This is a genomic window from Gordonia sp. HS-NH1 (assembly GCF_001418765.1).
Lineage (GTDB): Bacteria > Actinomycetota > Actinomycetes > Mycobacteriales > Mycobacteriaceae > Gordonia.
Map to the genome: position 1 here is coordinate 163,275 of NZ_LIYC01000001.1, position 24,450 is coordinate 187,724.

25 protein-coding genes are annotated in these 24,450 nt (G+C 69.3%); 5 read left to right on the forward strand and 20 right to left on the reverse strand.

Going from position 1 to position 24,450, the window contains the following annotated elements; all coding sequences use genetic code 11:
* Positions 1–28: 28 nt before the first annotated feature.
* The 3 genes from lysS to AMD30_RS00680 all read right to left on the reverse strand — a co-directional run bounded on the left by lysS (position 29) and on the right by AMD30_RS00680 (position 3,423).
* Positions 29–1,597, reverse strand: a complete 1,569-nt coding sequence (gene lysS, locus AMD30_RS00670) for a lysine--tRNA ligase (protein ID WP_156354123.1) — start codon at positions 1,595–1,597, stop codon at positions 29–31.
* 60 nt (positions 1,598–1,657) lie between these two features.
* Entirely contained in the window at positions 1,658–2,122 is a 465-nt protein-coding gene (locus AMD30_RS00675; RefSeq protein WP_055474405.1) for a hypothetical protein, read from the reverse strand.
* A gap of 158 nt (positions 2,123–2,280) precedes the next feature.
* Positions 2,281–3,423 carry an FAD-dependent oxidoreductase gene (locus tag AMD30_RS00680; protein WP_055474538.1) on the reverse strand — a complete coding sequence of 381 codons (1,143 nt, stop codon included), beginning with the start codon at positions 3,421–3,423 and terminating at the stop codon, positions 2,281–2,283.
* Positions 3,424–3,505: 82 nt separating this feature from the next.
* On the opposite strand from AMD30_RS00680, the gene AMD30_RS00685 reads away from it, so the two are divergent.
* Positions 3,506–3,976, forward strand: coding sequence for a TetR/AcrR family transcriptional regulator (locus AMD30_RS00685; RefSeq protein WP_055474406.1), 471 nt, complete (start codon positions 3,506–3,508; stop codon positions 3,974–3,976).
* 11 nt (positions 3,977–3,987) lie between these two features.
* On the opposite strand, the gene AMD30_RS00690 is transcribed toward AMD30_RS00685, so the two are convergent.
* Positions 3,988–4,953 carry an alpha/beta fold hydrolase gene (locus AMD30_RS00690; RefSeq protein ID WP_055474407.1) on the reverse strand — a complete coding sequence of 322 codons (966 nt, stop codon included), beginning with the start codon at positions 4,951–4,953 and terminating at the stop codon, positions 3,988–3,990.
* Between the two features lie 60 nt (positions 4,954–5,013).
* Here AMD30_RS00690 and AMD30_RS00695 point away from each other — a divergent pair, with 60 nt between their 5' ends.
* A complete protein-coding gene (locus AMD30_RS00695; protein WP_014928007.1) occupies positions 5,014–5,601 on the forward strand; it encodes a TetR/AcrR family transcriptional regulator in 588 nt (195 codons plus the stop codon).
* A gap of 18 nt (positions 5,602–5,619) precedes the next feature.
* Here AMD30_RS00695 and AMD30_RS00700 read toward each other — a convergent pair whose 3' ends face one another.
* From AMD30_RS00700 to AMD30_RS00715, 4 genes are read right to left on the reverse strand one after another with little or no spacing between them, the layout of a single operon-like run.
* A complete protein-coding gene (locus AMD30_RS00700) occupies positions 5,620–6,423 on the reverse strand; it encodes a type III pantothenate kinase (protein ID WP_014928008.1) in 804 nt (267 codons plus the stop codon).
* A gap of 17 nt (positions 6,424–6,440) precedes the next feature.
* Positions 6,441–6,881 (reverse strand): aspartate 1-decarboxylase, encoded by a 441-nt coding sequence (panD, locus tag AMD30_RS00705; RefSeq protein ID WP_014928009.1) that lies wholly within the window; start codon positions 6,879–6,881, stop codon positions 6,441–6,443.
* Between the two features lie 2 nt (positions 6,882–6,883).
* A complete protein-coding gene (gene panC / locus AMD30_RS00710; protein ID WP_014928010.1) occupies positions 6,884–7,831 on the reverse strand; it encodes a pantoate--beta-alanine ligase in 948 nt (315 codons plus the stop codon).
* Positions 7,832–7,854: 23 nt separating this feature from the next.
* Entirely contained in the window at positions 7,855–8,919 is a 1,065-nt protein-coding gene (locus tag AMD30_RS00715; RefSeq protein ID WP_055474408.1) for a Rossmann-like and DUF2520 domain-containing protein, read from the reverse strand.
* 286 nt (positions 8,920–9,205) lie between these two features.
* Between AMD30_RS00715 and AMD30_RS00720 the strand changes: the two genes are divergently transcribed.
* Positions 9,206–10,603 carry a serine/threonine-protein kinase gene (locus AMD30_RS00720; RefSeq protein WP_055474409.1) on the forward strand — a complete coding sequence of 466 codons (1,398 nt, stop codon included), beginning with the start codon at positions 9,206–9,208 and terminating at the stop codon, positions 10,601–10,603.
* Positions 10,604–10,633: 30 nt separating this feature from the next.
* Here the strand turns inward: AMD30_RS00720 and AMD30_RS00725 are convergent, their stop codons facing one another.
* The 9 genes from AMD30_RS00725 to hpt form a co-directional block, all read right to left on the reverse strand.
* Positions 10,634–11,449 carry a hypothetical protein gene (locus AMD30_RS00725; RefSeq protein ID WP_055474410.1) on the reverse strand — a complete coding sequence of 272 codons (816 nt, stop codon included), beginning with the start codon at positions 11,447–11,449 and terminating at the stop codon, positions 10,634–10,636.
* Positions 11,450–11,588: 139 nt separating this feature from the next.
* Complete coding sequence (locus tag AMD30_RS00730; RefSeq protein WP_055474411.1) at positions 11,589–12,926, reverse strand: DUF6779 domain-containing protein; 1,338 nt, start codon at positions 12,924–12,926, stop codon at positions 11,589–11,591.
* 115 nt (positions 12,927–13,041) lie between these two features.
* On the reverse strand, positions 13,042–13,557 hold the full coding sequence (locus tag AMD30_RS00735; RefSeq protein ID WP_055474412.1) for a DUF3180 domain-containing protein: 516 nt from the start codon (positions 13,555–13,557) through the stop codon (positions 13,042–13,044).
* Positions 13,554–14,072: a 2-amino-4-hydroxy-6-hydroxymethyldihydropteridine diphosphokinase gene (gene folK, locus AMD30_RS00740; RefSeq protein WP_010840695.1), complete on the reverse strand. Its 519-nt coding sequence runs from the start codon at positions 14,070–14,072 to the stop codon at positions 13,554–13,556. Before folK ends, AMD30_RS00735 begins: the two co-directional genes overlap by 4 nt.
* Positions 14,069–14,440 carry a dihydroneopterin aldolase gene (folB, locus tag AMD30_RS00745; protein WP_010840696.1) on the reverse strand — a complete coding sequence of 124 codons (372 nt, stop codon included), beginning with the start codon at positions 14,438–14,440 and terminating at the stop codon, positions 14,069–14,071. Before folB ends, folK begins: the two co-directional genes overlap by 4 nt.
* A complete protein-coding gene (gene folP, locus AMD30_RS00750) occupies positions 14,433–15,287 on the reverse strand; it encodes a dihydropteroate synthase (protein ID WP_055474539.1) in 855 nt (284 codons plus the stop codon). Before folP ends, folB begins: the two co-directional genes overlap by 8 nt.
* Positions 15,288–15,337: 50 nt before the next feature.
* A complete protein-coding gene (folE, locus tag AMD30_RS00755; protein ID WP_010840698.1) occupies positions 15,338–15,949 on the reverse strand; it encodes a GTP cyclohydrolase I FolE in 612 nt (203 codons plus the stop codon).
* A 9-nt stretch (positions 15,950–15,958) separates the two neighbouring features.
* Entirely contained in the window at positions 15,959–18,439 is a 2,481-nt protein-coding gene (gene ftsH, locus AMD30_RS00760; protein ID WP_055474413.1) for an ATP-dependent zinc metalloprotease FtsH, read from the reverse strand.
* Between the two features lie 159 nt (positions 18,440–18,598).
* Positions 18,599–19,162 (reverse strand): hypoxanthine phosphoribosyltransferase, encoded by a 564-nt coding sequence (gene hpt / locus AMD30_RS00765; protein WP_010840700.1) that lies wholly within the window; start codon positions 19,160–19,162, stop codon positions 18,599–18,601.
* Between the two features lie 332 nt (positions 19,163–19,494).
* Here hpt and AMD30_RS00770 point away from each other — a divergent pair, with 332 nt between their 5' ends.
* Positions 19,495–20,199, forward strand: coding sequence for a hypothetical protein (locus AMD30_RS00770; protein ID WP_010840701.1), 705 nt, complete (start codon positions 19,495–19,497; stop codon positions 20,197–20,199).
* A gap of 33 nt (positions 20,200–20,232) precedes the next feature.
* Here AMD30_RS00770 and tilS read toward each other — a convergent pair whose 3' ends face one another.
* From tilS to dacB, 3 genes are read right to left on the reverse strand one after another with little or no spacing between them, the layout of a single operon-like run.
* Positions 20,233–21,186: a tRNA lysidine(34) synthetase TilS gene (tilS, locus tag AMD30_RS00775; protein WP_055474414.1), complete on the reverse strand. Its 954-nt coding sequence runs from the start codon at positions 21,184–21,186 to the stop codon at positions 20,233–20,235.
* Positions 21,165–22,319, reverse strand: a complete 1,155-nt coding sequence (locus AMD30_RS00780; protein WP_055474540.1) for a zinc-dependent metalloprotease — start codon at positions 22,317–22,319, stop codon at positions 21,165–21,167. The genes tilS and AMD30_RS00780 overlap by 22 nt, the downstream gene beginning before the upstream one ends.
* Positions 22,316–23,719: a D-alanyl-D-alanine carboxypeptidase/D-alanyl-D-alanine endopeptidase gene (gene dacB, locus AMD30_RS00785; protein WP_055474415.1), complete on the reverse strand. Its 1,404-nt coding sequence runs from the start codon at positions 23,717–23,719 to the stop codon at positions 22,316–22,318. Before dacB ends, AMD30_RS00780 begins: the two co-directional genes overlap by 4 nt.
* 163 nt (positions 23,720–23,882) lie before the next feature.
* Here dacB and AMD30_RS00790 point away from each other — a divergent pair, with 163 nt between their 5' ends.
* A complete protein-coding gene (locus AMD30_RS00790) occupies positions 23,883–24,395 on the forward strand; it encodes an inorganic diphosphatase (RefSeq protein ID WP_010840705.1) in 513 nt (170 codons plus the stop codon).
* Positions 24,396–24,450 lie beyond the last annotated feature (55 nt).

A 24,450-nucleotide genomic window follows, 5' to 3' on the forward strand; every position in this document is an offset into this window, starting at 1 on the left:
CGCGTTGTTGCTACGAAATCCCGGGAGGTTAGGTGCGGGGCTTCACCAGCGGGAACAGGATGGTGTCGCGGATACCGAGGCCGGTGAGGGCCATCAGCAGGCGGTCGATGCCCATACCGGTGCCGGTGGTCGGCGGCATGCCGTACTCCATCGCGGCGAGGAACTCCTCGTCGAGGACCATCGCCTCGTCATCGCCGGCGGCGGCCAGGCGGGCCTGGTCGGCGAAGCGCTCGCGCTGGATGACGGGGTCGACGAGTTCGGAGTATCCGGTCGCCAGCTCGAAGCCGCGCACGTACAGGTCCCACTTCTCGACGACGCCGGTCACCGACCGGTGCGCGCGGACCAGCGGCGAGGTCTCGACCGGGAAGTCGCGGACGAAGACCGGCCGGTCCAGCTTCTCGCCGACCATGTGTTCCCACAGTTCCTCGACGAGCTTGCCGTGCCCGTAACCCTTGTCCTTCGGGATCTCGAGTCCGACGCGTGCCGCGATGGCGAGCAACTCCTCGACGGTGGTCTCACCGTCGGCGCCCGCGGGGACGATCTGCTCGCCGAGCGCCTCGGACAGCGACGGGTACATCTCCAGCGCGGTCCACTCGCCGGACAGGTCATAGGTGGAACCGTCCGGCATGGTCGGCGTCTGGGTGCCGAGCGCGGCCTGCGACACCTCTTGCACCAGTTCGCGGACCATGACCGCGGAGTCGTCGTAGGTGCCGTAGGCCTGATAGGTCTCGAGCATCGCGAACTCCGGCGAATGGGTGGAGTCGGCCCCCTCATTGCGGAAGTTGCGGTTGATCTCGAAGACGCGCTCGATGCCGCCGACCACGCAGCGTTTCAGGAACAGCTCCGGCGCGATGCGCAGGAACAGATCGATGTCGAAGGCGTTGGAGTGCGTCACGAAGGGACGTGCCGCCGCCCCGCCGTGCAGGGTCTGCAACATCGGGGTCTCGACCTCGAGGAATCCCCGACGCCCCAGAGCCGCACGGAGTTCGGCGATCACCGAGATCCGGGTGCGGGCGATGCTGCGCGCCTCCGGACGCATGATGAGGTCGACGTAACGCTGCCGGACCCGGGTCTCCTCGTTCATGTCCTTGTGGGCGACGGGCAACGGACGCAACGACTTCGACGCCATCTGCCAGCCGTCGGCCATCACCGACAGTTCGCCGGTGCGCGAACTGATGACCTCGCCGGAGATGAACACGATGTCACCCAGGTCCACCTCGGACTTCCACCGCGCCAGCGCTTCCTCGCCGACACCGTTGAAGCTGACCATCGCCTGCAGCTGGGTGCCGTCGCCCTCCTGCAGCGTCGCGAAGCACAGCTTGCCCTTGTTGCGCAGGAAGATCACGCGCCCGGTGACGCCGACGTGCTGACCGGTCTCGGTACCGGCCTCGAGGTCGGGATAGGCCGCGCGGATCTCGCCAAGACTATGGGTGCGCGGGATGGAGACCGGGTATGCCTCACGGCCCTCGGCCAGGATCCGCTCACGCTTCTCGCGGCGGATGCGCAACTGCTCGGGAGTCTGCTCGTCGGTCGCTTCGGGGGTGGCGGTGCTGGTCGGGCTGTCACTCACCCCACGCACCCTATCGGGGCCGGTCATCGACTCCCAACTCACCGCCTCGGCGTGATCGCGGCCACAATCGGGTCGCGCTGGGCGGGTTCAGCTCTCGTGCGCGGAGATGACGGCGAGGTCGTCGGGACGAATCCGCCCGTTGACCCGTGCCGACCGCATCCGGCGGTGCCCGCCGACGACGAACACCGCACCGTGCACGCCACGCGCCTGCAGGTGCCAGGCGAGCCATTCCGCCTCGTGCCCGTCCTCGCTGACGAGAATCCACCGGGATTCGGGTCGCGCGGTGCGCAGCGAACCCGGGGTGTCCGGCGTGAGCCGGTCGAGAACCTCGACGGCGTCGATGGCCAGCGCGCCGAACAAGGCGCCGTCGAGCTGACGGCGCCGGTGGGAGCGGACATCGACGGGGGTGGCGCCGGCGGCGACCGCGGACGCGTAGTCCTCGACGCGCAGGGACAGCGGCGCCGACGGGGCCGGGGCGACGGTCGGTGGCGCCACGGCGAACACCGACGCGGCCGACGGGGCAAGAGCAGAAGAAACAACCGAAGCGGTCATGTGAAGTCCTGAAGTGATCGAGATCGAGCGGGGAGCGCGAAGTAGGGCAGCCGCAGACGCGGTACTAGCCCCGACAACACTCCTGACAGCTCATGATCACGGCGACGAGTATGCCACAGCCCGGCCCCACCGGCCAGACCCCGACTTGACCGACACCGTCACACCTCAGGCGGCTGCCACCGCTGCACGCGTCGCATCTGCGCATTCAGGACGGCGTCGGGCGTCATCCGCAGGGCGAGGTCACGGGCCCAGACGGCAGGCGCGGCACGCATCTGCCCGACCCGCCCGATCATCGACGCCTGCCGTGCGATGCGCTGGGTCCGCGGGCGCCGCAGGCGGTCGTAGGCCCGCAGGGCGTCGTCGAGGCCGCCGTGGCCCGACCGTCGGAGCAAGACCACCAGGGTGGCCGCGTCCTCCATCGCCTGGTTGGCCCCCTGGCCCAGATTCGGGGTCATCGCATGCGCGGCGTCGCCGACGAGAACACTCCCACACGGCCCGCGCGCTCCCACGAAGGTCGGCAGCGGCGAGGCGAGTTCCTCGATCGGGAGGTACCCGACGGTCGCCGGGTCGGTGGCGTCGAGCAGTTCGCCGATCGGCCGGTGCCAACCCGAAAACCGTTGCCGTACTTCATCGAGACCACCTTCGGTGCGGTCCCCGGCGTCCGACACCGACGCGAACCAGTAGACGTGACCGTCAGCCAGCGGCGCGATCCCGAAGCGCGCTCCGCGACCGGTCGTCTCGCCGGCCGCGTCGACCGCCACCGGGGACGACGTGACCGCCCGCCACGCGGCGTATCCACATCTGCGGACGCCCGGGTCCGCGACGATCGCGCCACGCACCCGGCTGCGCAACCCGTCCGCGCCGACGATCAGGTCGCACCCGCCGATCTCTGTTCCGTCGTCCATGCGTACGACACCGTTCCCGGGGGCGATCTCCTCGACCCCGGAGCCCGTCCGGATGTCCGCGACACCTGCGACGGCGCCGAGCAGGGCCGCGTGGAGGTCGGCACGGCGGACCACGCGCATGTCGGTGAGCGACGCCGGATCGAAGCGGCTGAGCCAGCGTCCGTCCGGTGTCCGCGTTCCGCTTGCCGGCGGGGTCGGCGCCAGGGCCTCACCGATCACCGATCGCAGCCCGAGCGAGTCGAGCGCGCGGATTCCGTTGGCGAAGATGCTCAGTCCCGCGCCCCCGCCCCGAACCTCCGGCGCCCGCTCGACGACCGTGACACGCGCCCCCGTCGACGCCAGACCGGCCGCCGTGCACAGCCCGGCGATCCCCGCACCCACCACCACGACCTTCACGAGTCTCTTCTCCACATGGAGAAGAACCATAGCAGATAGACTTCTCCATGTGGAGAAATCATCTGGTGCCTCGACACGCGACGTGCTGCTCGACGCCGGCATCACCCTCATCGGCACGGTGGGGATCCGCCAGGCGTCCGCGCGCGCCGTCGAGGACGCGTCGGGCGTGCCGCACGGGAGCGTTCGTCACCATTTCGGCGGTCAGAGCGGCTTTCTCGCGGCGCTCGTCGAACACGTCTTTCTCGGCGACCGGGCCGCCGACGGCGAGTCGACGCACGAGGTGATCGTCCGCTGGCTGGGCGCCGACCGAGTCCGGACCAGGGCCCGCTACGAGCTCATGCTCCTGTCGACTCGTGACGAGGAGCTGCGACGGGCCATGGTCGGACACCGCGACCGCTACGTCGACGGGCTCGTCGACGGCGGACTGTCCCGCGGCGAGGCCCGGCAGCTGGTCGCCGCGCTCGACGGCCTGGTCCTCGACGCACTGCTGCGCAACTCCGACGGCACCGACGCCGACCACGATCCCACTCTCCTGCTCCGCGCGTTCCGCTGACCGACGGGGATTCACGCCGTCCCGACGAGATCGGCGGCCAGCGCGCGTAGGTGTTCGGCCAGCTCGTCAATGCCGGGCTGTTCGACCGGGAAGTGCCCGCACCCGGTCAGCAGGTGGATGTCGGTGCGCGCCGCCATCCGTCGCGCGAAACGCACACTGACCTCAGGCGGCGTCCAGGAGTCCGCCGCCGGGTGGACCAGCAGCACGCGCGGACCCCGGTACCCCTCTGGGTCCGGCACGTCGTGCGTCATCAGGTCCGACAGGAACCCCAGCGACACCGACGATCCGGCACCCAGCCGGTCGTCGAGGCACGCCCGGGACAGCTCCGGGTCGAGACTCATCGCCGACATCGGCGCCACCCAGCGGATCGGGAACCGCACGCGCGCGAGAGCCCCGACCCGGGCGAGCACCGGCATCAGCGGGACCAGTCGGGCGAGCACCGGCGTGCGCGCAACTGCTCGACGCGCAGCCGGGTCACCGGCCAGATCCAGCAGGCACGTCGCGACGACCGCGGCGACACGCCCCGTTCGGTCGGCGACCTCGTAGGCGAGCATGCCGCCGAGGCTCGCGCCCAGCACGACGAGCGGACGCGGGTCGTCCTCGGTCTCCGCCGCCACGAGGTCGGCGACCAGGCTGACCCAGTCCTGATAGCGGACCCGCCCGGTATCGCTCACCCGGGTGCGCCCGTACTGCGGCAGATCGGGGGCGAGGACCTCGAACCCCTCGTTCGCGAGGATCGCGCCCAGCGGCCAGACCACGGCGCTGTGGCCGCCACCTCCGTGCAGCAGCAGCACGCGCAGCGGTGCGGCACTTCGGCGCGCCCGCAGGACGTGCACGTCCACGTCCCCGCACGGCCGCCCGGAGCTCGACGGCCACGCCCACCAGGTGGATTCGGCCGCGACCCCGACGGCTTCGGATCGCCACGGTTCGGGCAGGAAGCGAAGGTAGGATTCGGGGGTTCCGGATTCGCAGCTCATGCATCCATCGTCGAACCGGTGGCGGCATGGGACAACTCGCATTTCACCAGGATCGAGCAGATGCGCAAAAGGCCACGGCAGCAACGCTCCTCGTTCACCGTCGACCTGATCCTCGAGGCGACCACTCAACTTCTCGACACCGAGGGCGCGGAACTGACGACCAACCGCATCGCCGAGAAGGCCGGGGTGTCGGTCGGCTCGGTCTACCAGTACTTCGGCGACAAGCAGGCGATCTTCGACGAACTCGCACTCCGCCATCTGGACGCCGCCGGCCAGGCGATCACCGCGATTCTCGACGCCCACCCCGCCGGTTCGCGCCCGTGGCCGGAGGTGATGCGCGCGGTGATCGAGGTGGCGGTGCACGAGAACTCGACCCACGGCCGTGCCCACGGACGCCTGCGTGAACTGGCCGACCCGGCGCGCCTCGCCGCCGGGTACACCGCCCTCGTGGACAGCCTGATCGAGCGGCTGAGCGCTCATCTCGTCGCCGACGGCTGGACGGCGGACTCCGCGGTCACCGACCTACGGCTCGCGTTCGCGGCGGTCGACGCCCAGGTCCATCAGCTGGCCGGCACCGACCTGGCCGGCGGCGAACTGACCGACCGCATCACGGCCTACACCGAGGCCGCACTCCGCGGGGACCGGTGATCACCGCGGTTCGTGAGATCACTTTCCGCGCCGCGGATTGGCTTTGGCCCGTTCGTGGACCAGGCGCAGACCCTCCAGGGTCAGATGCGGGTGATGATCGGTGAGCGAACGACATTCGTCGAACATGAGCGGTGCGAGGTAGCCGGTCGCGACGACGGTCACATCGTCGCCGTCGAATCCGGGGACGGTGTCGCAGACACGGTCGACCAGGCCGTCCACCTGACCGGCGAAGCCGTAGAGGATGCCCGACTGCAGCGCCTCGACCGTGTTCTTGCCGAGCACGCCGCGCGGCGGCATGAGCTCGACCTTGCGAACGGTCACCGTGTGCTCGGAGAGGGCCTCGACAGCGAGATTCACCCCGGGCGCGATCGCCCCGCCGAGGAACTCGCCCGACGCGGACACCGCGTCGACGACCGTTGCCGTGCCGAACGCGACCACGATGCAGGGCCCGCCGAATTCATGATGTGCGGCCAGACAATTGGAGACCCGGTCGGTGCCGACCTCCTTGGGGTTGTCGACCAGGAGCGGAACGCCGGTGCGCACGCCTGGTTCGAGCAGCACGTGCGGACCGTTACCGAAGTAGCGCGGCACCATGACGCGGAGTTCGCGCAGGAGCGACGGCACCGTCGACAACGCGCTCACACCGGTGACCTGGTCGATGTCGTCGCCGAGCATGCCGCGGAACGCCCACGCCAGTTCGTCGGCGGTGTAGTGCGGGTCGGTGTGGATTCGCCAGTCACGCACCAGACGTGCGTGATCCCCCACCCCCGCGTACACGCCGAGATGGATGTTGGTGTTCCCGACGTCGACGGTGAGCAGCATCGAAAGTTGTTGCCGCGTCAGAGCGAGGCGTCGGCGAAGATCGGACTGTCGAGGTGACGCGGGTCCAGCAGACCCGACCCCTCGGGCACGTCGGCCGGGTCGTCGCCCGTGGTCACGATGCGGTTCTGCGCGTCGACGAACACGACGTTCGGCGAGTACTCACGCAGTTCGGCCGCGTCGAGCATGCTGTAGGCGATGATGATGACGAGATCGCCCGGGTGGACGAGATGCGCCGCCGCGCCGTTGATCCCGATGACACCGCTGCCACGCTCACCGGCGATCGCGTAGGTCACGAGCCGGGCACCGTTGTCGATGTCGACGATGGTGACCTGCTCGCCCTCGAGCAGGCCCGCGGCATCGAGCAGGTCGGAGTCGATGGTGACCGAACCGACATAGTGCAGATCGGCCTGGGTCACGGTGGCGCGGTGGATCTTCGAGGTCATCATGGTGCGCAACATGGTCATCGTCCCTCTGTCGTAGTTGTGGTGGCATTGGTCCAGGCAAGTTCTTCTTCGAGCGCGGCGACTCCGCCGACCGTCACACCGACGTTGTCGATCAGGCGCGCGTTGCCGAGCCGCGCCGCGACGAGCAATCGTCCCGGTCCCTTCTCCGGCGGTTCGTCGAGCTGGCGTCCGCGCAGGGCGAGATAGTCGACCTCGATCTCGGGCACCGTGGCCAGCACCGACTGCGCGGCAGCCAGAATGGCGTCCCGGCCGCCCTCGGCCGCATGGGCGCCCGCGACGAGCGACGCCGAGATGGCCGTCGCCAGCTCGCGCTGCTCCGGGGTGAGGTAGCGGTTGCGCGACGACATGGCCAGCCCGTCGGATTCGCGCACGGTCGGAACCCCCACGATGTCGACGTCGAGGTTCAGATCGGTCACCATCTGCTTGATGAGCACCAGCTGCTGATAGTCCTTCTCGCCGAAGAACGCCGCGTTCGGTCCGACGATGTTGAGCAGCTTGAGGACCACGGTCAGCATCCCCGAGAAGTGCGTCGGACGCGAGACCCCGTCCAGGATTCCGCCCGCCTCTCCCGGGTGGACCGTCGTACGCGGGCCGTTCGGGTACATCGACGACGCGGACGGCGCGAACACCAACTCGACGCCCAGCGGCTCGAGCAGCGCGAGGTCGGCGTCGAGAGTGCGCGGATACGCGTCGAGGTCCTCGCCGGCGCCGAATTGCAGCGGGTTGACGAAGATGGACACCACGACGACCGTGTTGCCCTTCGCCTTGGCGGCCCGGACGAGTTCGAGATGGCCGGCGTGCAGGGCACCCATGGTCGGAACGAGCACGACGCGCTTGCCCGACGCGCGGAGCGCGCGGGTGACGCGGGTCAGGGACGCCGGCTCACGATGCACGGTCATCCGTCCGGCCGAGTAGGTGGGCTGTTGCTCGAGCGGGCCGCTCACGCCGCCTCCTCCGCTTGGTGATGTCATCGGTCCTCCAGTGCGTCGATCAACGCCTGCGGCGCTTGGGTGTGGTCCGCGGCGCGTCGGGCGAGTGTGCGGTAGGCGTCGGCGATACCGTGCGGTCCCGTCCCGCCGGGAACGGTGCGCAGCGCTGCCAGGTGCCGGGTGACCGCGGGCGCGTCACCACGTGCGACCGGCCCGGTCAGTGCCGACGGCCCCAGTTCCAGCACATTGCGCAGCGACGCCGCGACCAGCGGGCCGAGGATGCGTTCGGCCAGGCGGTTGCCGTGTCCGTCGACGGTCGCGGTGTCACGGCCGGAGTGGTCGATCGCGGCATTGAGCGCGACGACCGCGTCGGAGATCAGGGCGATCAGATGGTTGGCGCCGTGCGCGAGGGCGGCGTGGTAGAGCGTGCGATCGGCTTCGGCGATCCGGACCGGGTCGCCGCCCATCTCCAGGACCAGCGACGATGCGATCGCCTCACCCACAGCGTCGGCGGCGGTGATCGCGAAGCACGCATTGGTGAGGCGAGCCGTGTCGTCCTCGGAGCCGACGAACGTCATCGCGGGATGCAGGGCGATCGCGAGGGCCCCACGATCGGTCAGCGGTTGCAGCACGGCCACTCCGTGCGCGCCCGCGGTGTGCGCGACGATCGTCCCGGGCCGGAGCGAATCGGACGCGGCGATCTCGTCGACGACGGCACCCAGGGTCGCGTCGGGCACGCTGACCAGTAACAGCTCGGACCGTGCGACGACCTCGTCGAGATCGAGGATCTCGGAATCGGGGAGCCGGCGCGCAGCGCGGCCACGGGACTCGGGCGAGCGGGCGACGACGGCGCCGACCACGTGCCCGGCCTTCTCCAGCGCCTCACCCAACGCCGTTCCGACGCGGCCGGCAGACACGAGACCGACGGTGAGTCGGGCGGGGGCCGGCAGGTTCGTCATGCCGGCAAACGGATCGGTGGAAGCGGACCGGGGATACGCGTCGTCCGCGAACGGGTGATGGGCGTGCAGATCATCGCCGAAGGCGTCATCGCCACCGGTCCGCCGTGCAGACGGCATACCGGCATCACCGCTCGGTGAGGTCACCGCTGTCCTCCAGAGTGTCGTTCCAGTCCCGCCTCTGCCGGATCGACCGTCACGTGAGCGGACTCATCGCGGCGGCGTCGGCACGGGTACCAGACGTTGCAGAGCAAGAGTAGGTCCGACACCGCGGCCGGTGCCAATGTCTGTGACAGGTGTCACCCCGTGGTGGGCCCGGGCTGCACCCCGGACATGTCGATCCAACGACCGAACCCCCGGTGACCTGGGCCGAAGCGGCGTAGTCTGAGGCGGCCGCCGTTCACCCCGACACGCCCACACACGAAGGTCCGCCATGAGCTTGGAACCGGGCACAGAGTTCGCCGGATACACGGTCGTGCGCAAGATCGGTGCCGGCGGCATGGGCGAGGTGTACCTCGTCCGCCATCCTCGGCTGCCCCGCCACGACGTCATCAAGGTGCTGGCCGAGCACGTGTCGAACGATCCGACCTTCCGCGCCCGGTTCACCCGCGAGGCCGACCTCGCCGCCCAGCTCGACCATCCCTGCATCGTCAGCGTCTACGACCGTGGCGAGGTGGACGGACGCCTCTGGATCTCGATGCAGTACGTGCGCGGCACCGACGCGGCGGCGCTGCTCTCCACCGTTCCCGGCGGCCTTCCACTCGCCGATGTGGCGGCGGTGGGCGACGCCATCGGTGCCGCCCTCGATCACGCGCACCGTTCCGGCCTGCTCCATCGCGACGTCAAGCCGGCCAACATCCTGATCAGCGCCGAAGAGCCCGGCCCGCGATTCCCGGGTGGATCCGTGCAACGACGAATCCGTCTGGCCGACTTCGGTATCGCCCGGTCGACCGACGGCGGCGCGACCTCACTCACCTCGACGGATCTGGTGATCGGGTCCTTCCCCTATTCGTCACCCGAACAACTCTCCGCCCAGACCCTCGATGCCCGCAGCGACGTGTACTCACTGTCCTGCAGCATCTTCGAATTACTCACCGGCACAGTACCCTTCAGCGCACGCACGCCCGCGATGATGATCCACCACCACCTCAGCACGCCCCCCCCGGAGGTGTCCGCACTCCGGCCCGACGTCCCCCGGGCGGTGTCCGACGTCGTGCGTTCCGGCCTCGCCAAGAACCGCGCGGACCGGCCACCGTCGGCCGGAGCGTTTGCCGCCGAACTCCGTTCGGCGATCGACACCACGACGTTCGTCCCCCGCTCCGACCGCACGATGCGCGCCCGAGCCCCCCTCGCACCGACATCCGCACCGACCCCGGCTCCGCTTCCCCCGACCGTCCTCGCGTCCACCGCCGCGATTCCCACGGCCGCCGCGACCCCGCCGGGAAGCAACCCGGCGGGTCCCGCTCCGCCGTCGTCCCACCTGCGCGCGACGGCGTACTCCGAGTTGCCGGGACACACTGTGCCACAGTATGATCCGACTCCATCGACGGTGCGGGCCTCGCGCGATCTCCCGGTGCTGGACTCGCCTGCGGCCGGCGCCGGCGCGTCCCGGCGGACCACCGCGTCGCTCGCCTGCGGCGTGGTGGCGGTTCCGTTGAGCGTCGTCGGCGGGATGGGTCTCCCGGTCGGTGTGGCCGGTTGGTATCTGGCCGGTCGCGGTCAGCCGAGTTCGGCCGGACGGCTCGCGCAGGCGCTGTGTGCGTTGGGCATCGCCCTGAGTCTGGGGTTCATCGTGTTCACCGTCGGACGTGCCGTCACGATGCAGTTCTGACCGGAATTCGTTGTCACAGCACCGCTTTCGTCAGCGTCGATGATCGGCGACACGGGTCTGCTGCGGGTCGCGACCCGGCCGGGACTGCTGCGGATCGCGCCCCTGCCGGGACAGGGCACCGAACACCGAATCCACCACCCAGAGGGTCACGATCCCCGCCACGACGTCGACCACATCGTCGAACGGTGAACGGAACCTCGGCGAGAACGGATCCAGTACCTGCGAGGCCGGAACGTCGAGCAGTCTCCCCGTGCCGTCGACGATCGCATCGACCGGATTCGACGCCCAGCCCTCGTAGGCGTTGATCGCCAACAGCGCGATGACCGGTATCGCGAGCAACCACCAGAATCCGCGCCGCCGCGCGACCGACCACGCCACGATCAGCAACACGACGAAGGCGGGCATGTTCTCCGAACAGAAGGTGAGGATCGGGTACTCCCCCGACCGCACCAGGACAGGCACCTGCCCGCCCCAGAATCCGAGTGCACCGACCGCACCGATCACCACTGCGATACCCGATCGAAGGGGGCTCCGCGCCCAGATCCCCAGCACGAGAACCATGTACAGCGGCATCAGCGCCGTCAGCGACCAGATGAGCAGCAGACTGGCCTCGGGGCCGTTGGCCTGCAGGTTCGCGTAGTACTCGGGGAACGGAGTGCCGTCGAGCGGGTCGAAAGCGAAGAGCCACAGCACAGTCGGCCACCAGGCGATCACCGGCAGGAACAGGGCGGCGCTCACCAGTGACTGCTTGACCGCGTTCCCGCGGTCGGTGTGGCGGATCGCGGCGAAGGACGGACCGGACCCGGGCCCGAAACCGAACTCCCCACCAGCGAGCGTCTCGCTCATACGGGAATACTAGGGCGATCGTCCAACTCGCACGGGCTAATCCGTGGTGACGTCACAGATGTGACCCGAACGGATGACAGAACGTACAGCGATCGACCGCGAGCGTCCTCGCATGCCAGAACGCCCGGAGTGTCGGGCCTCAGCCGTTCCGGCGCCGGCGCCCGCCCCCGGACGTCTCCGTCTGCGAACGCAACTGGTTCAGGAGTTCGGAGACCGGGAGCCCCGCCGAATGTGCGGACTCCGCGTCGTCGTCGGCCGCACGGCGTCGGCGGCCACCGCCGTAGGACTCCACGGCCCGGCCGCCGGGCTGGTTCTCATGGCGCCCCGCGGCACCGAGGAACGCGGGTGGCTCCACCTCGTCGGCGTCGGTGACGGGCGGGGCGTCGGTGACGGGCGGGGCATCGGTATCCGGAGTGACGACAGGCTGCGCCCCGGTCGACCACTCGTCGGTCGGGGTGTCGTCGGTGTAGAGCGGCTGGTCCGCGGGGTCGACCCGCGCCCGGGTCTCGGCGGATGGGGGTGTCGGCTCCTCGGCCTCGTTTCCGAGGTAGAAGCCGCCGGAGAACGGCAGCGACGTGGACTCCGCCTTACCCGCACCCGAGTCCCCGGTGGTCGAGTCGGAATGTTCGGTGTCGACGATCTCGGCGTCGGACACATCGGCATCGGACACATCGGCCTGGGAGGCCTCGCCGCCTGACGTCCGGTCGCCGGCCGTGGAATCGGCCGACGTGTTCGTCTCGGCGACCTCGTCGGGCGAGACCTCGGTCGCGATACGGCCGGAGATCGGATCGTCGGTGACGATCGGGATCACCTCGGTCATCTCGTTGGGGTCGACCGAACCCGTGTGTCTACCGTCGTCCGCGGTGGGTGCGGTGGCGGCGAAGTCGCGGGCGGCGAGCGCCCCGTCGTCGGCGTAGGTGGCGCCATAGGAGGACACGCCGCCGAAGTCGCCGCCGAATGTCCCGGATCGGCGGCCGGTGCGGGATTCGTCGTTCAGGCCCGAGGCCAGTTCGCGCATCTTCTCGCTGGACAGCGCGGCCCGCTGGTCCGGGAGCGGTTCGCCGAGGAGCATCTCCAGGCTGGACCGCAACGCCAGGACCTGAGCCTTCAATTCGGAGAGTTCCTCGTTCGACTCTGCGGTGACCTCCTTGCGGATGGTCGTCTCGACGTCGAGCTCGTACTGACGTCGTGCCGCGATCTCACGTTCCAGCTGCAATTCGTAGACGAGTCGCAGGTCCCGGCTCTTCGCCTCCGCACTCTCGGCCTGCCGCCGGAACTTGGTCACCAGGATCGCGCCGATGACGGCTGCCCAGAGCGCTGCGATGACCGCCAGCGAGCCGGTGATCGACAAACGGTCGGTGAAGACCATGAGGATGCTGGCCACCAGCGCGAGCACGATCAACAGGCCGAGCAACCACTGAGCCGGCGACCGACTCGAGCGGCGCGAGTCGGCGGCACGGCCGTTCGAGGTCGTCATGATCGTGAATTTACAGGCTGTGAGTACATTCGGACGTCAGGCGGGTGCGGAGTTTCTCAGATAGTCCGCATGTTAGGCGATGCGTCGACGGGACGACCGCCGCTCGCGGCAACCGTCACGAATCGCCCACCGCGGACGGGTCGTCGGGGGCCCGGCAGCAGTACTCGAGCCACAGCGCGGCACCGACGAGGACCGCCCCGCCGATCAGCCCGACGATGGCACCCGGCCGGTCGTGGTCGGCCGCGGCCAGATCGTGCTGACCGAGCAGGAACGCGAGCAATCCCAGCCAGACCCCGACCGCGATCGCACCGAGGATCGCAGAAGCCTTGGCCAGGGCCAGCACTCGCGCGGCCGTGAGCGGATGGAGTTGTCCCCGGGCGCGACCCACATCGCGGGATTCGACCCGGGAGCGGACTACGAAGGCGATGACGATCTCGAGTGCCGCAAGCACATACAGCACGACACCGGCGAGCAGCGGTAACGGCGGGAGATCGGAGTAGTTGTACCGCACCAGCATCCACGCGACGATCGCGGTGACCGCCGCGATCGCGGCCAGATCACGGACCCGGGTGGGGCCGAGGCCGGCCTCCTCGTCGTCCTGCTCCGGCCGGCGCGGATCCGGTGCACTCACGGCTCGCCCCCGGTCAGGCGGCCGACCGGCTGCACCGCATCCCGCTCGGCGGCGTCGAGCCCGGCGACGAGATCGGCGACCGCGCGTTCGCCGGCCGGCGTCCACAGGGTGGCGTCGGGCTCGATCTCCAGCCACGGGACGAGGACGAAAGCCCGTTGCGCCGCACGGGGATGGGGCAGCGTCAGGTCCGGTCCGTCGGTCACGACAACTCCGTCAGAATCAGACACACTGATCACGTCGACGTCGAGAGTTCTTGGTCCCCAGCGGATCTCCCGCGTCCGCTCGGCCGCCCGCTCTAGTTCGAAACCACGCTCGAGCCACTGTCGGGCATCGTACGGTCCGTCGACGACGAGCGTGATGTTGCGGAAGTCGTCCTGCTCGACCCCACCCCATGGGGGCGTCGAGTACACCGCGGACACCGCGACCAGCTCGTCGGCGAAGCCCTCGACGACCGAACGCAGGTGCGCGGTCGGGTCACCGACGTTGGACCCCGCCGAGAGCACCGCGCGGCTCATCGCGTCCCCTTGCGGGAACGTCGGGTCACCACCGCGACGTCGTCGAAGGTCAGCGGGATCGGCGCCGACGGCTTGTGCACGGTCACCTCGCACGCACTGATGCGCTCGTCGGTCATGATCGAGTCGGCCACCTCGGCGCCCACCTTCTCGATGAGGTTGCGCGGTTCGCCCCCGACGATGCCGGCGACCTGCTGCGCGAGCGCACCGTAGTCGACGGTGTCGGCGAGATCGTCGGACTCCCCCGCGGCCTGCAGATCCAGCCAGAGCACGACGTCGATGAAGAAGTCCTGGCCGTCGGCGCGCTCGTGGTCGAAGACACCGTGATTGCCCCGGACCTTCAGCCCGCGCAGTTCGATCCGATCAGCCATTCGTCTCTCCTACCGGTGATGAGGTTCGGGAACCGCCTGCGCGCCACGCCGCGGCGACCGCGACCGCGTCGCGACTGCTCGCCACGTCGTGCACGCGCACGCCCCACGCACCCGCGGCGGCGGCGAGTGCCGAGACGGACGCGGTCGCGACATCGCGCCCCGCGGGCGGGCGGTCCGCGCCGTCGCGGCTGAGCAGCGTGCCGAGGAAACGTTTGCGGGAGGCCCCGACCAGAATCGGGAAGCCCAGCCCGGTGAAGGTGGGTAAGGCGTGCAGCAGGGCCCAGTTGTGTTCGGCGGTCTTGGCGAAGCCCAGTCCCGGGTCGAGGATCAGGCGGTCGGCGTCGACCCCGGCCGACACCGCGGCGTCGACCTGGGCGAGCAGTTCACCACTGACCTCGGCGACCACATCCCGGTAACCCCCGACATCTCCGCTGCGGTGGGTGAACCGACGGTCGGCGGTGTCGCCGGCCGGGCGCCAGTGCATGAGAATCCACGGCACCCCCGCGTCCGCGACGACCCGTGCCATGTCGGCGTCGGCCCGCCCGCCCGAGACGTCGTTGACGATGGCCGCACCGGCTTCCACCGCTGCGGCGGCCACCGGCGCCCGCATCGTGTCGACCGACACGGCCACCCCGCGCGCGGCGAGTTTGCTGATCACCGGCACGACGCGAGCCGTCTCGAGTTCGGGGTCGACCCGGACCGCGCCGGGGCGGGTGGATTCGCCGCCGACGTCGATGAGGTCGGCACCCTGGTCGATCAGTTCGAGACCGTGCGCGATCGCCGCATCGGCGTCGAGGTAGCGACCGCCGTCGGAGAACGAGTCGGCGGTGACGTTGAGGACACCCATCACCAGGGTCCGGTGCACTCCGCCGCGGGCGGGAACCGCGTGCGGCGTCGTCACCGGGTGATCAGGTCGAGGGCTTCGCCGCGGGAGACCGCACTGGTCTTGAAGATGCCGCGCACCGCCGACGTCGTCGTCGTCGCGCCCGGCTTGCGGATCCCCCGCATCGCCATGCACAGATGCTCGGCCTCGATCACCACGATCACCCCGCGGGGCTCGAGCCTGCGCATCATGGCGTCGGCGATCTGACTGGTGAGCCGTTCCTGGACCTGCGGGCGCTTCGCGTACAGGTCGACGAGCCGGGCCAGCTTCGACAGGCCGGTGACCCGACCCGACGCGCCGGGGATGTAGCCGACGTGGGCGACCCCGTGGAACGAGACCAGATGGTGCTCGCAGGTCGAGTACATCGGGATGTCCTTGACCAGCACCATCTCGTCATGATCCTCGTCGAACGTCGTCGCGAGGACTTCGTCGGGCTCGGTGTAGAGACCGGCGAACATCTCCCGGTATGCATTCGCCACCCGCGTCGGGGTCCGGAGGAGACCTTCCCGGTCGGGGTCCTCGCCGACGGCCAGCAGCAATTCGCGGACCGCGGCCTCGGCGCGCGCCTGGTCGAAGTCCCCTCGAGGTCCGGCGAGTTCGGCGTCCTGCCGCTCGTTGATGCTCATCCAGCCACTTTACGAAGTCGGCCGAGAGTCGTCGTCATCGGCGCGGTGTCCCCACCCGTTGGCCTCGCCGTTACGGCCCGGGCGCGGCGCCGACTCGGGCGGCCAGCCGGGGGCGGACCAGTCTCGTGGCGCGCCGTAGTCCGGACGCGTTCGTCCGCCGTACGGCCCGCCCGGCTCCGGCGGCGTCCGACCGGAGCCCGAGTCGCGGTATCCCGGATCCGGGTACTGCGGGTTACCGGGGTTCGGGTAACTCGGGTTCGGATAGTTCGGGTTCGGATAGTTCGGGTTCGGATAGTTCGGGTTCGGATAGTTCGGGTTCGGATAGTTCGGGTTCGGATAACCGGGGTTCGGATACTGCGGGGGATGGTGCTGATCCGGATACCCGGGGTCGGGGTACCGGGGTTCCGGATTGCCCTGAACCGGCGGTGTCGGTCCGCCCGACGTCCCCGGTTCGGGGTACATCGGCGGATAGTTCGGCACCTGGCCCGGGACCTGCGGTGCACCTGGATAACCGGCTCCCACCGGTTCGGGGATCTTGGCCGGCTCCGGCGGCGGCCACGGCTCACCGCGTTCGATGGCCAGCTCGCCCGGCGTCTTCACCGGCGGCTTGTCGCTGGGAGTGCGCTCGCCGAAGTCGTTGAAGGCGGTGATCCGCGGACGCTTGTCCACATCGGAGAAGATCTTCTCCAGATCCTTGCGGGTCAGCGTCTCCTTCTCGAGGAGCTGGGTGGCGAGCACGTCGAGGGTGTCCCGGTACTCGGTCAGGATGGCCCACGCCTCGGTGTGCGCGGCCTCGATCAGCCGGCGTACCTCGTCGTCGATCTCGCTCGCGATCTCCGCGGAGTAATCGGTGTGCGAGCCCATCGACCGGCCGAGGAACGGGTCGCCCTGATCCTGGCCGTAACGCACGGCACCCAGCTTGGAACTCATGCCGTACTCGGTGACCATCGCCCGCGCGATCTTCGTCGCCTGGTCGATGTCCGACGACGCACCGGTCGTCGGTTCGTGGAACACGAGTTCCTCGGCCGCACGACCGCCCATGGCCATCACCAGCCGCGCGATCATCTCCGAGCGGGTCATCAGGTCCTTGTCCTGCTCGGGGACGGCCAGCGCGTGGCCGCCGGTCCGCCCGCGCGCCAGGATCGTGACCTTGTAGATCGGATCGAGATCGGGCATCGCCCATGCGGCGAGGGTGTGTCCGCCCTCGTGGTAGGCCACCACCTTGCGCTCGTGCTCACTGATGATCCGGGACTTGCGGCGCGGTCCGCCGATGACCCGGTCGACCGCCTCCTCGAGGGCCTCGGCAGTGATCGTCTGCTTGTTCTCGCGCGCGGTGAGCAGCGCCGCCTCGTTGACGACGTTGGCCAGATCGGCGCCCGACATCCCGGGCGTGCGCTTGGCCAGACCGTCGAGGTCGGCGTCGGGATCGATCGGCTTGCCCTTGGCGTGGACTTTCAGGATCGCCCGGCGACCGGCCATGTCGGGATTGCCGACCGGGATCTGGCGATCGAATCGGCCGGGGCGCAGGAGCGCCGGATCGAGGATGTCGGGGCGGTTCGTCGCCGCGATCAGGATGACGCCCGAGCGGTCACCGAAGCCGTCCATCTCGACGAGCAGCTGGTTGAGGGTCTGCTCGCGTTCGTCGTGACCACCGCCGAGGCCCGCGCCGCGCTGGCGTCCGACGGCGTCGATCTCGTCGACGAAGATGATGCACGGACTGTTGTTCTTGGCCTGCTCGAACAGATCGCGCACGCGGGATGCACCCACACCGACGAACATCTCGACGAAGTCCGAACCGGAGATCGTGAAGAACGGGACCCCGGCCTCACCGGCGACCGCCCGGGCCAGCAGCGTCTTGCCCGTTCCGGGTGGGCCGAAGAGCAGCACACCCCGGGGGATCTTCGCGCCCAGCGCCTGATAGCGCGCCGGATTCTGCAGGAAGTCCTTGATCTCGTAGAGCTCCTCGACGGCCTCGTCGGCGCCCGCGACATCGGCGAACGTCGTCTTCGGCATGTCCTTGCTGAGCTGCTTGGCCTTCGACTTGCCGAAGCCCATGACGCCGCCGCGACCACCGCCCTGCATGCGGCTCATCACGAAGAAGAACAAGCCGAACAGCAGGATCATCGGGAGCACGAAGATGAGGATCTGCCACAGGACGGACTGCTCGTTGACGTTGGTCGTGTACGGCGCGCCCGTGCCCTGGACGGCCTCGAAGACCTGGTCACCCGCCTGCGCCGGGTACTTGGCACTGATCTTGCCGGCGTCGGCGTCGTTGACCTTGATCGGGGACTTGAGCTCGATCCGGAGCTGCTGCTCGCGATCGTCGATGCTGACGAACTTGGTGTTCTTGTCGTTGAGTTGCTGCAGTGCGACGGAGGTGTCGACGCCGCGGTACTCCCGGCCGGAGTCGCTCATCACGCTCCAGCCCCACAGGGCGAGCAGGATGAGCGCCAGGATGGCGAGGTTGCGGAAGACTGTCTTACGGTTCATGCCAGTTGGTGGGGGTCGAGCGGGCTCGCGGGATCGAGTCCCGGTGCCGACGCCGTTCCCATGTCCTTCCCGTCGACGTACACATTGAGGCTACCGGTCAACGATCGCGCTGGTGAAACCGTTCCCTCGCAGGTCGGGCACGTGTGGCGCCCCGGAGCATCAGTGCGTGTACACCGACGGCTTCAGCCGGCCGATGTACGGCAGGTCGCGGTAGCGCTCGGCATAGTCGAGGCCGTAGCCGACGACGAACTCGTTCGGGATGTCGAAACCGACGTCGGCGACCCGGATCGTGGAGCGGACGGCGTCGGGTTTGCGCAGCAGGGCGCACACCTCGAGGCTGCGCGGCGAACGCGTCGCGAGGTTCTTCATCAGCCACGACAGCGTCAGGCCCGAGTCGATGATGTCCTCGACGATCAGGACGTCCCGGCCCTCGATGTCGCGGTCGAGGTCTTTGAGGATGCGGACCACGCCCGACGACGATGTCGACGACCCGTAGCTCGACACCGCCATGAACTCCATCTGCGACGGGATCGGCAGGGACCGCGCGAAGTCCGTCATGAACATGATGGCGCCCTTCAGGACACCGATGAGGACCAGATCCTCTTCGATGTCGGCGTAGCGCGATGCCACGGACTGGGCGAGCTCGGCGGTTCGCTGTTTGATCTCCTCTTCGGTGATCAGCACAGCGTCGATGTCAGCGGCGTACGGGTCGGCAGACTGCACGCTCCCAGCTTGTCATGTTTTCGCGGTGCCGCGGCGAACGGGGTACCTCTCCGGGGCTCCGCGGACGCACGCCGGGAATGGCCGCGGCCTACCTGCGGTTTTTCGCTGAATTGCCAGTTCAAACCATTTATGGCCATTCACGTCGACATTTCGCGGAATTGCTATGCGGATAACGGTCACATAACAACTCATCACACGGGCACCATTCCTCGAGGTTGCGTTTCGATGTGGATCGAGCGTCTGACATTCTCGAAAACAGAGAGCTGAGCACCAGACCTCTGATATCCCCTCCCTTCTCACGCCCTGTCCCGTGTGGACAAGAAGGAGCACTCGTGTTCCCCACTTCGCGTATCCCCCTGCGCAAAAAACGCCTCAGCGTGATTCTGTGTCTGGCCACCGCAGTCGTCACGGTGTTCGCCGCCACCGCCGAAGCTGCACCTCAGAAGGCCCCGGCGGCCACCTATGACGCGTCCTGGAATGCCTCGGCGCTCACTCTCACGGTGCACAACGCATCCGTGAGCACGGAGAACGGGAATGTGACGGTTCGGGATACCGCCGGCGCAGAACTCTTCCGCATGCCGCTGAACTACCGCAGCGAATTCCGACAGTTTCCCATCGACGCGCGAATCGCGGGGAACGCCGTGACCCTCATTCCGTCCCGTGAGGTCTCGCGTTCGTCGGCGGTCAATCCGACCGAGGTCGAGAGTTTGCGCGGCATTGCCCGGCACAATGTCGCGGCGCCGCAGACGCGACAAGAACGCGACGACCAGGCTCTCGAACGATTCCAATCACAACTCCGGGCCGGAACCTCGATCGGCACATTGGTCGGTACTGTCGTCGGCGGAATCGTCGGCGGCGTGATCGGGTGCGTCATCGGCCTGGCCGCCGCGGTGGTGGGCTGCCTGGTGGGCGTCGCGCCGGCCGCCGCGATCGGCGGCATCGCCGGTCTCGCCCTCGGCGGCGGCGGCACCCTGATCGGTGCCGGGATCCAGTACTTCCAGACGATCAACTCGCCCTTCGTGCCGCCTCGGCGCTGAGGGAACGTAGTACTTCCACGACGACGGTCCGTCTCACCTCGCGGTGAGGCGGACCGTCAGTGTTTCGCCCGTACGGACGACGACACGGCGGACGTCGGGGTCGCCGCCGACGGCGATCTGGGTCCGGTCGGCGACGGCGGCCGAGTCCAGGAGGCCCGCCACGGCCGTGACGACCCGATGGGTCGGCTCGGTCGCCCCGATGTCGAGCAGCCAGGCACGCAGGGCTCGCGTCCGAACCGCGAGTGGCGCGTCGCGAAGCGGGCCGACGGCCAGGACGTCGCCGCGTGCGGCCTCGGCGAGGACGCGGGCCGCCCACTCGTCGAGTGCATCGTTGTCGGCCTGCAGCCCCTCGGCGGTGCGACCCAGCGCGTCGACGACGCCGCCGTGGAGCACGTCCTCCAGCAACGGCAGGACCTCGGATCGCAGACGGACGCGGGTGAACCGCGGATCGCGGTTGTGCGGGTCGTGATGGGGTGCGAGACCGAGTTCGGTACAGGCCGCCAGCGTCTGCTGCCTCCGGACCCCGAGGAACGGTCTGGCCCACGGGTCGTTCCAGGCACGCATGCCGGCGATCGATCGTGAGCCGGATCCGCGCGCCAGCCCGAGCAGCACGGTCTCGGCCTGGTCGTCGGCGGTGTGGCCGAGCAGAACCGGCCGACCACCGCGGGCCTCGTCGAGGGCTGCGTACCGGGCATCGCGAGCGGCGGCCTCGAGACCTCCACCACGTCCGACGCGCACCGGCAGGACATGGACTCGGGCGCCCAGGACACGCGCCGCGTCGGCCGCGGCCACTGCCACCCGCGCGGAGTCCGGCTGGAGTCCGTGATCGACGATCAGCGCGGTGACGTCGAGACCGGCACCGACGGCGGCCGCGGTCAGCGCGAGCGAGTCCGGCCCGCCGGAGAGTCCGACGCAGACCTCCGGCCCGACCCGATGAGCGGCCGCGAATTCCGCGACCGCCCGCCTCACAAGACCCGCTGAATCCATGCCTGCGGGTCGTCGATCTCGTTCGGCAGCGGCATCGTGTCCGGCGAGGTCCAGACCGTGTTGAACCGCTCCATCCCGACTGCCTCGACCACCGCGTCGACGAAGGCTTTTCCTCGGATGTACTGCGCGAGCTTGGCGTCCATCCCGATGAGGGCCCGGATGATCCGCTGCACCGGATTCTGCGGTGCGGTGCGTCGTTTGTCGAAGGCGGTGCGGATGCGCGCCACCGACGGCACATGCACCGGGCCCACCGCATCCATGACGTGGTCGGCGTGCCCCTCGAGCAAGGTGCCGAGAACCATCATGCGCTGGAAAGCGGCGTGCTGTTCGGGGCTCTGCAGCAGCTGCATCGCGCCGATCACGCCCTTCTCGCGCGGACCATCGGAACCCTTGAGGGCCTTCGTCATCCGAGTGACGATCTCGGTCGTCGACTCGCCGGCGTCGGAGGTGAGCACCGCGACGTTGTCCTGCATGTAGTCCCGCAGCCACGGGTTGGCCGAGAACTGCACACGGTGGGTGACCTCGTGGAGGCACACCCACAGCCGGAAGTCCGACGGGATCACCTTGAGCTGGCGTTCGACGTTGATGATGTTCGGCGTCACCACCATCAGCACACCGGGCTCGCCGGTCTCCGGATCGGGCGTGAACGGATCGTACTGACCGAGGATCGCGGTGGAGAGGAACGCGAGCAGACCACCGGCCTGCAGTCCGCCGAATCGTGCCGCGAGCCCCGGCGATCCCGCGTCGGTGGACTCGTCGTCCGAACCGAGCATCGATCGCATCGACAGGGACGCCGCGTCGATCCAGCCGGCCCGGTCGAGGACTCGGGTGGTCGGTACGCGCAGGCCGTCGGCCAGGCCCGTGACCTCTCGCACCGGGGCTTCGGCGCGGGTGGCGGCATCGGCCAGTTCCGCGCGGGCCGCCTCGTAGGTGTACGACGTCGTCTTCGGGCCGGGCCGGGCGAGTCGCTTCGCCGTCGAGGCCGCCAGCGACCAGTCGATCTGCGAGCCGATACCCGGGTGGCGTTCCCGGTCGGCGGATTCCTCGACGCCCGATTCCGGAGCGGTCCCGGTCTCGGCTCCGGCGTTCCCGGCGTCCGTGGTCTCCGACCCGGCGATTCCTGACGTGATCATCGGCACCCGCACTCTCTCAGTTGGCCCACCACGGCATCGAGGGCGGGTCGCGCGTCCGCCGGCGAGGTGCCGCCGGACATCAGGGCGAACGACAGCACGCGGCCGTCGACTGTCTGCACTATGCCGGTCAACGAACTCACCCCGGTGAGTGTTCCGGTCTTCGCCCGCGCCCAGCCCGCACCGGGATTGTCGGCGGCGTCGAACCGGTCCGCGAGGGTGCCGGTACCGCCGGCGATCGGCAGACCGTCGAGCATGGGGCGCAGCGCCGGCCTGCTCGGCCCGCTCGCCGCTGTCATCACCGTGTCGAGCAACTCCGGCGTGGTCCGGTTGGCGTAGGAGATCCCCGACGCGTCGTGCAGCGTCGTACCGGCCCACTGGTCCGGGAACATCGACGACAGCACCTGTTCGATCGCGTCGACGCCGCCGGCGTGCGTGGGCGGCCCGCCGCGGTGCACCGAGAGTTCGACGGCGAGCGTCTCGGCGAGCACGTTGTCGCTGTAGCGCAGCATGTCGTTGACCCGCGTCACCAGCGGGGCCGACTGGACCTTCGCGATCACGCGTTCGTCCCCGGACCCGGTCGGCGCGGTACCGGTCACCTCGGTGACGGGCGCTTCGACGTCGAGGGCGGCGGCCAGCGCCTCCCCCGCCATGAGGCCCGGGGTCGCGGTACGCGGCGAGTATTCGTCCAGCGGTTCCCGCCGGGCACCGTCGACCATCAGCGATTCGATCGGGGCGATGTCGCCGCCCTGGATGTCCCGGCGATCCCAGGTGGTGTCCATCGTGGGTCCCGAGAAGGCGCTCAGGTCGACGGCCACCGAGGTCACCGGGATCTCGGTCTCCTCGATCTGGCGCGCGAGGTCGGCGATGCGACCCGGATCGGTGTAGAAGGTGTCGGTCCCGGCGGGCTGGGCCGACAGGGTGGGATCACCGGCACCGCGGAGGATGACCTGTCCGTTGCTGCCGGCCACCACCGTCGTCGTCAGTCGCTGATCGTGGGGCACGGCGTCGAGGACGGCGGCGGCGGTCAGGATCTTGGCGTTCGACGCGGGGATCCGCGGACGCTCCGGGTCGCTGGTCCACAGGACCGCGCCGGTGAGCGAGTCGCTGATCATGCCGGTGAGTTCGCCGAGGGCGGGGTTGCGCAGTGCCGGAGCGATCGCGCGTGACACACCCTGCGGCGTCGGCTCGGGCGCCGAGGCGGCCACCGGGTCGATCCGCGGATCGACGGCGACCGCGGCGGGTTGCGGTGGCACTCCCGGCGGGAGCTCCGGTTCCCGATCGAGGCGGAGTGCGATCACGACCGAGGCCGCGGCGACCAGGGCCAGGATCACCACCGCGGTGACCGTCCACCACAGGAGTCTCCGACCGCGGCGACCGCCGTTTCGGGTGGATGCGCCCACAAAACCTCCGGGTCTCTCGCGGTTCACGGTCGATTGAACGGCCGGATGTACGCACAATGAGGGGTACGAACATCGAGGTCGCCGGACCAACAGTATCGTTGGGGCAGCGTGCGGGCGTTTCGGCCCGACGCGGCATCCCCGATCAAGACTGCCAGGAGGAACTGTGGAATTCGATGTGACCATCGAGATCCCCAAAGGTGGCCGCAACAAGTACGAGGTCGACCACGAGACCGGCAAGGTCTACCTCGACCGCTACCTGTACACCTCGATGGGCTACCCGGCCGACTACGGGTACATCGACGGCACCCTCGGTGAGGACGGCGACCCGCTCGACGCGCTGGTCCTGCTCCCCGAGTCGGTGTTCCCCGGCATCATCGTGCGCGCACGGGTCGTCGGCATGTACACCATGACCGACGAGGCCGGCGGCGACGACAAGCTGCTGTGCGTCCCGGCCAAGGACGTGCGGTGGGACCACATCAAGGACATCTCCGACGTGTCCGAGTACGAGTTGGGCCCGATCGCCCACTTCTTCGAGCACTACAAGGACCTCGAGCCCGGCAAGGAGGTCCAGCCGGGCGGCTGGGTCGGCCGCGAGCAGGCCGAGAAGATCGCGCAGGATGCGATCGACCGCCTCGCCTCGCATCCCGAGGCTGCCAACGAGCCCTCGCGCGGCTGACGGATCACCGTCGAGACACCCCCGCCGGCACCATCGTGAGATGGTGCCGGCGGGG

Excerpts from the sequence above, each read along its gene's own strand:
- AMD30_RS00695 (WP_014928007.1), top strand. The coding sequence starts at position 5,014 with ATGCGCAAAAGGCCACGGCAGCAACGCTCCTCGTTCACCGTCGACCTG.
- AMD30_RS00675 (WP_055474405.1), bottom strand. The coding sequence starts at position 2,122 with ATGACCGCTTCGGTTGTTTCTTCTGCTCTTGCCCCGTCGGCCGCGTCG.
- AMD30_RS00720 (WP_055474409.1), top strand. The coding sequence starts at position 9,206 with ATGAGCTTGGAACCGGGCACAGAGTTCGCCGGATACACGGTCGTGCGC.
- panD (WP_014928009.1), bottom strand. The coding sequence starts at position 6,881 with ATGTTGCGCACCATGATGACCTCGAAGATCCACCGCGCCACCGTGACC.
- AMD30_RS00725 (WP_055474410.1), bottom strand. The coding sequence starts at position 11,449 with ATGAGCGAGACGCTCGCTGGTGGGGAGTTCGGTTTCGGGCCCGGGTCC.
- folB (WP_010840696.1), bottom strand. The coding sequence starts at position 14,440 with ATGGCTGATCGGATCGAACTGCGCGGGCTGAAGGTCCGGGGCAATCAC.
- AMD30_RS00700 (WP_014928008.1), bottom strand. The coding sequence starts at position 6,423 with ATGCTGCTCACCGTCGACGTCGGGAACACCAACATCCATCTCGGCGTG.
- folE (WP_010840698.1), bottom strand. The coding sequence starts at position 15,949 with ATGAGCATCAACGAGCGGCAGGACGCCGAACTCGCCGGACCTCGAGGG.
- AMD30_RS00780 (WP_055474540.1), bottom strand. The coding sequence starts at position 22,319 with ATGATCACGTCAGGAATCGCCGGGTCGGAGACCACGGACGCCGGGAAC.
- lysS (WP_156354123.1), bottom strand. The coding sequence starts at position 1,597 with ATGACCGGCCCCGATAGGGTGCGTGGGGTGAGTGACAGCCCGACCAGC.
- folK (WP_010840695.1), bottom strand. The coding sequence starts at position 14,072 with ATGAGCCGCGCGGTGCTCTCGGCGGGGTCCAACGTCGGTGACCCGACC.
- folP (WP_055474539.1), bottom strand. The coding sequence starts at position 15,287 with ATGGGTGTCCTCAACGTCACCGCCGACTCGTTCTCCGACGGCGGTCGC.
- AMD30_RS00730 (WP_055474411.1), bottom strand. The coding sequence starts at position 12,926 with ATGACGACCTCGAACGGCCGTGCCGCCGACTCGCGCCGCTCGAGTCGG.
- AMD30_RS00690 (WP_055474407.1), bottom strand. The coding sequence starts at position 4,953 with ATGAGCTGCGAATCCGGAACCCCCGAATCCTACCTTCGCTTCCTGCCC.
- tilS (WP_055474414.1), bottom strand. The coding sequence starts at position 21,186 with ATGGATTCAGCGGGTCTTGTGAGGCGGGCGGTCGCGGAATTCGCGGCC.
- ftsH (WP_055474413.1), bottom strand. The coding sequence starts at position 18,439 with ATGAACCGTAAGACAGTCTTCCGCAACCTCGCCATCCTGGCGCTCATC.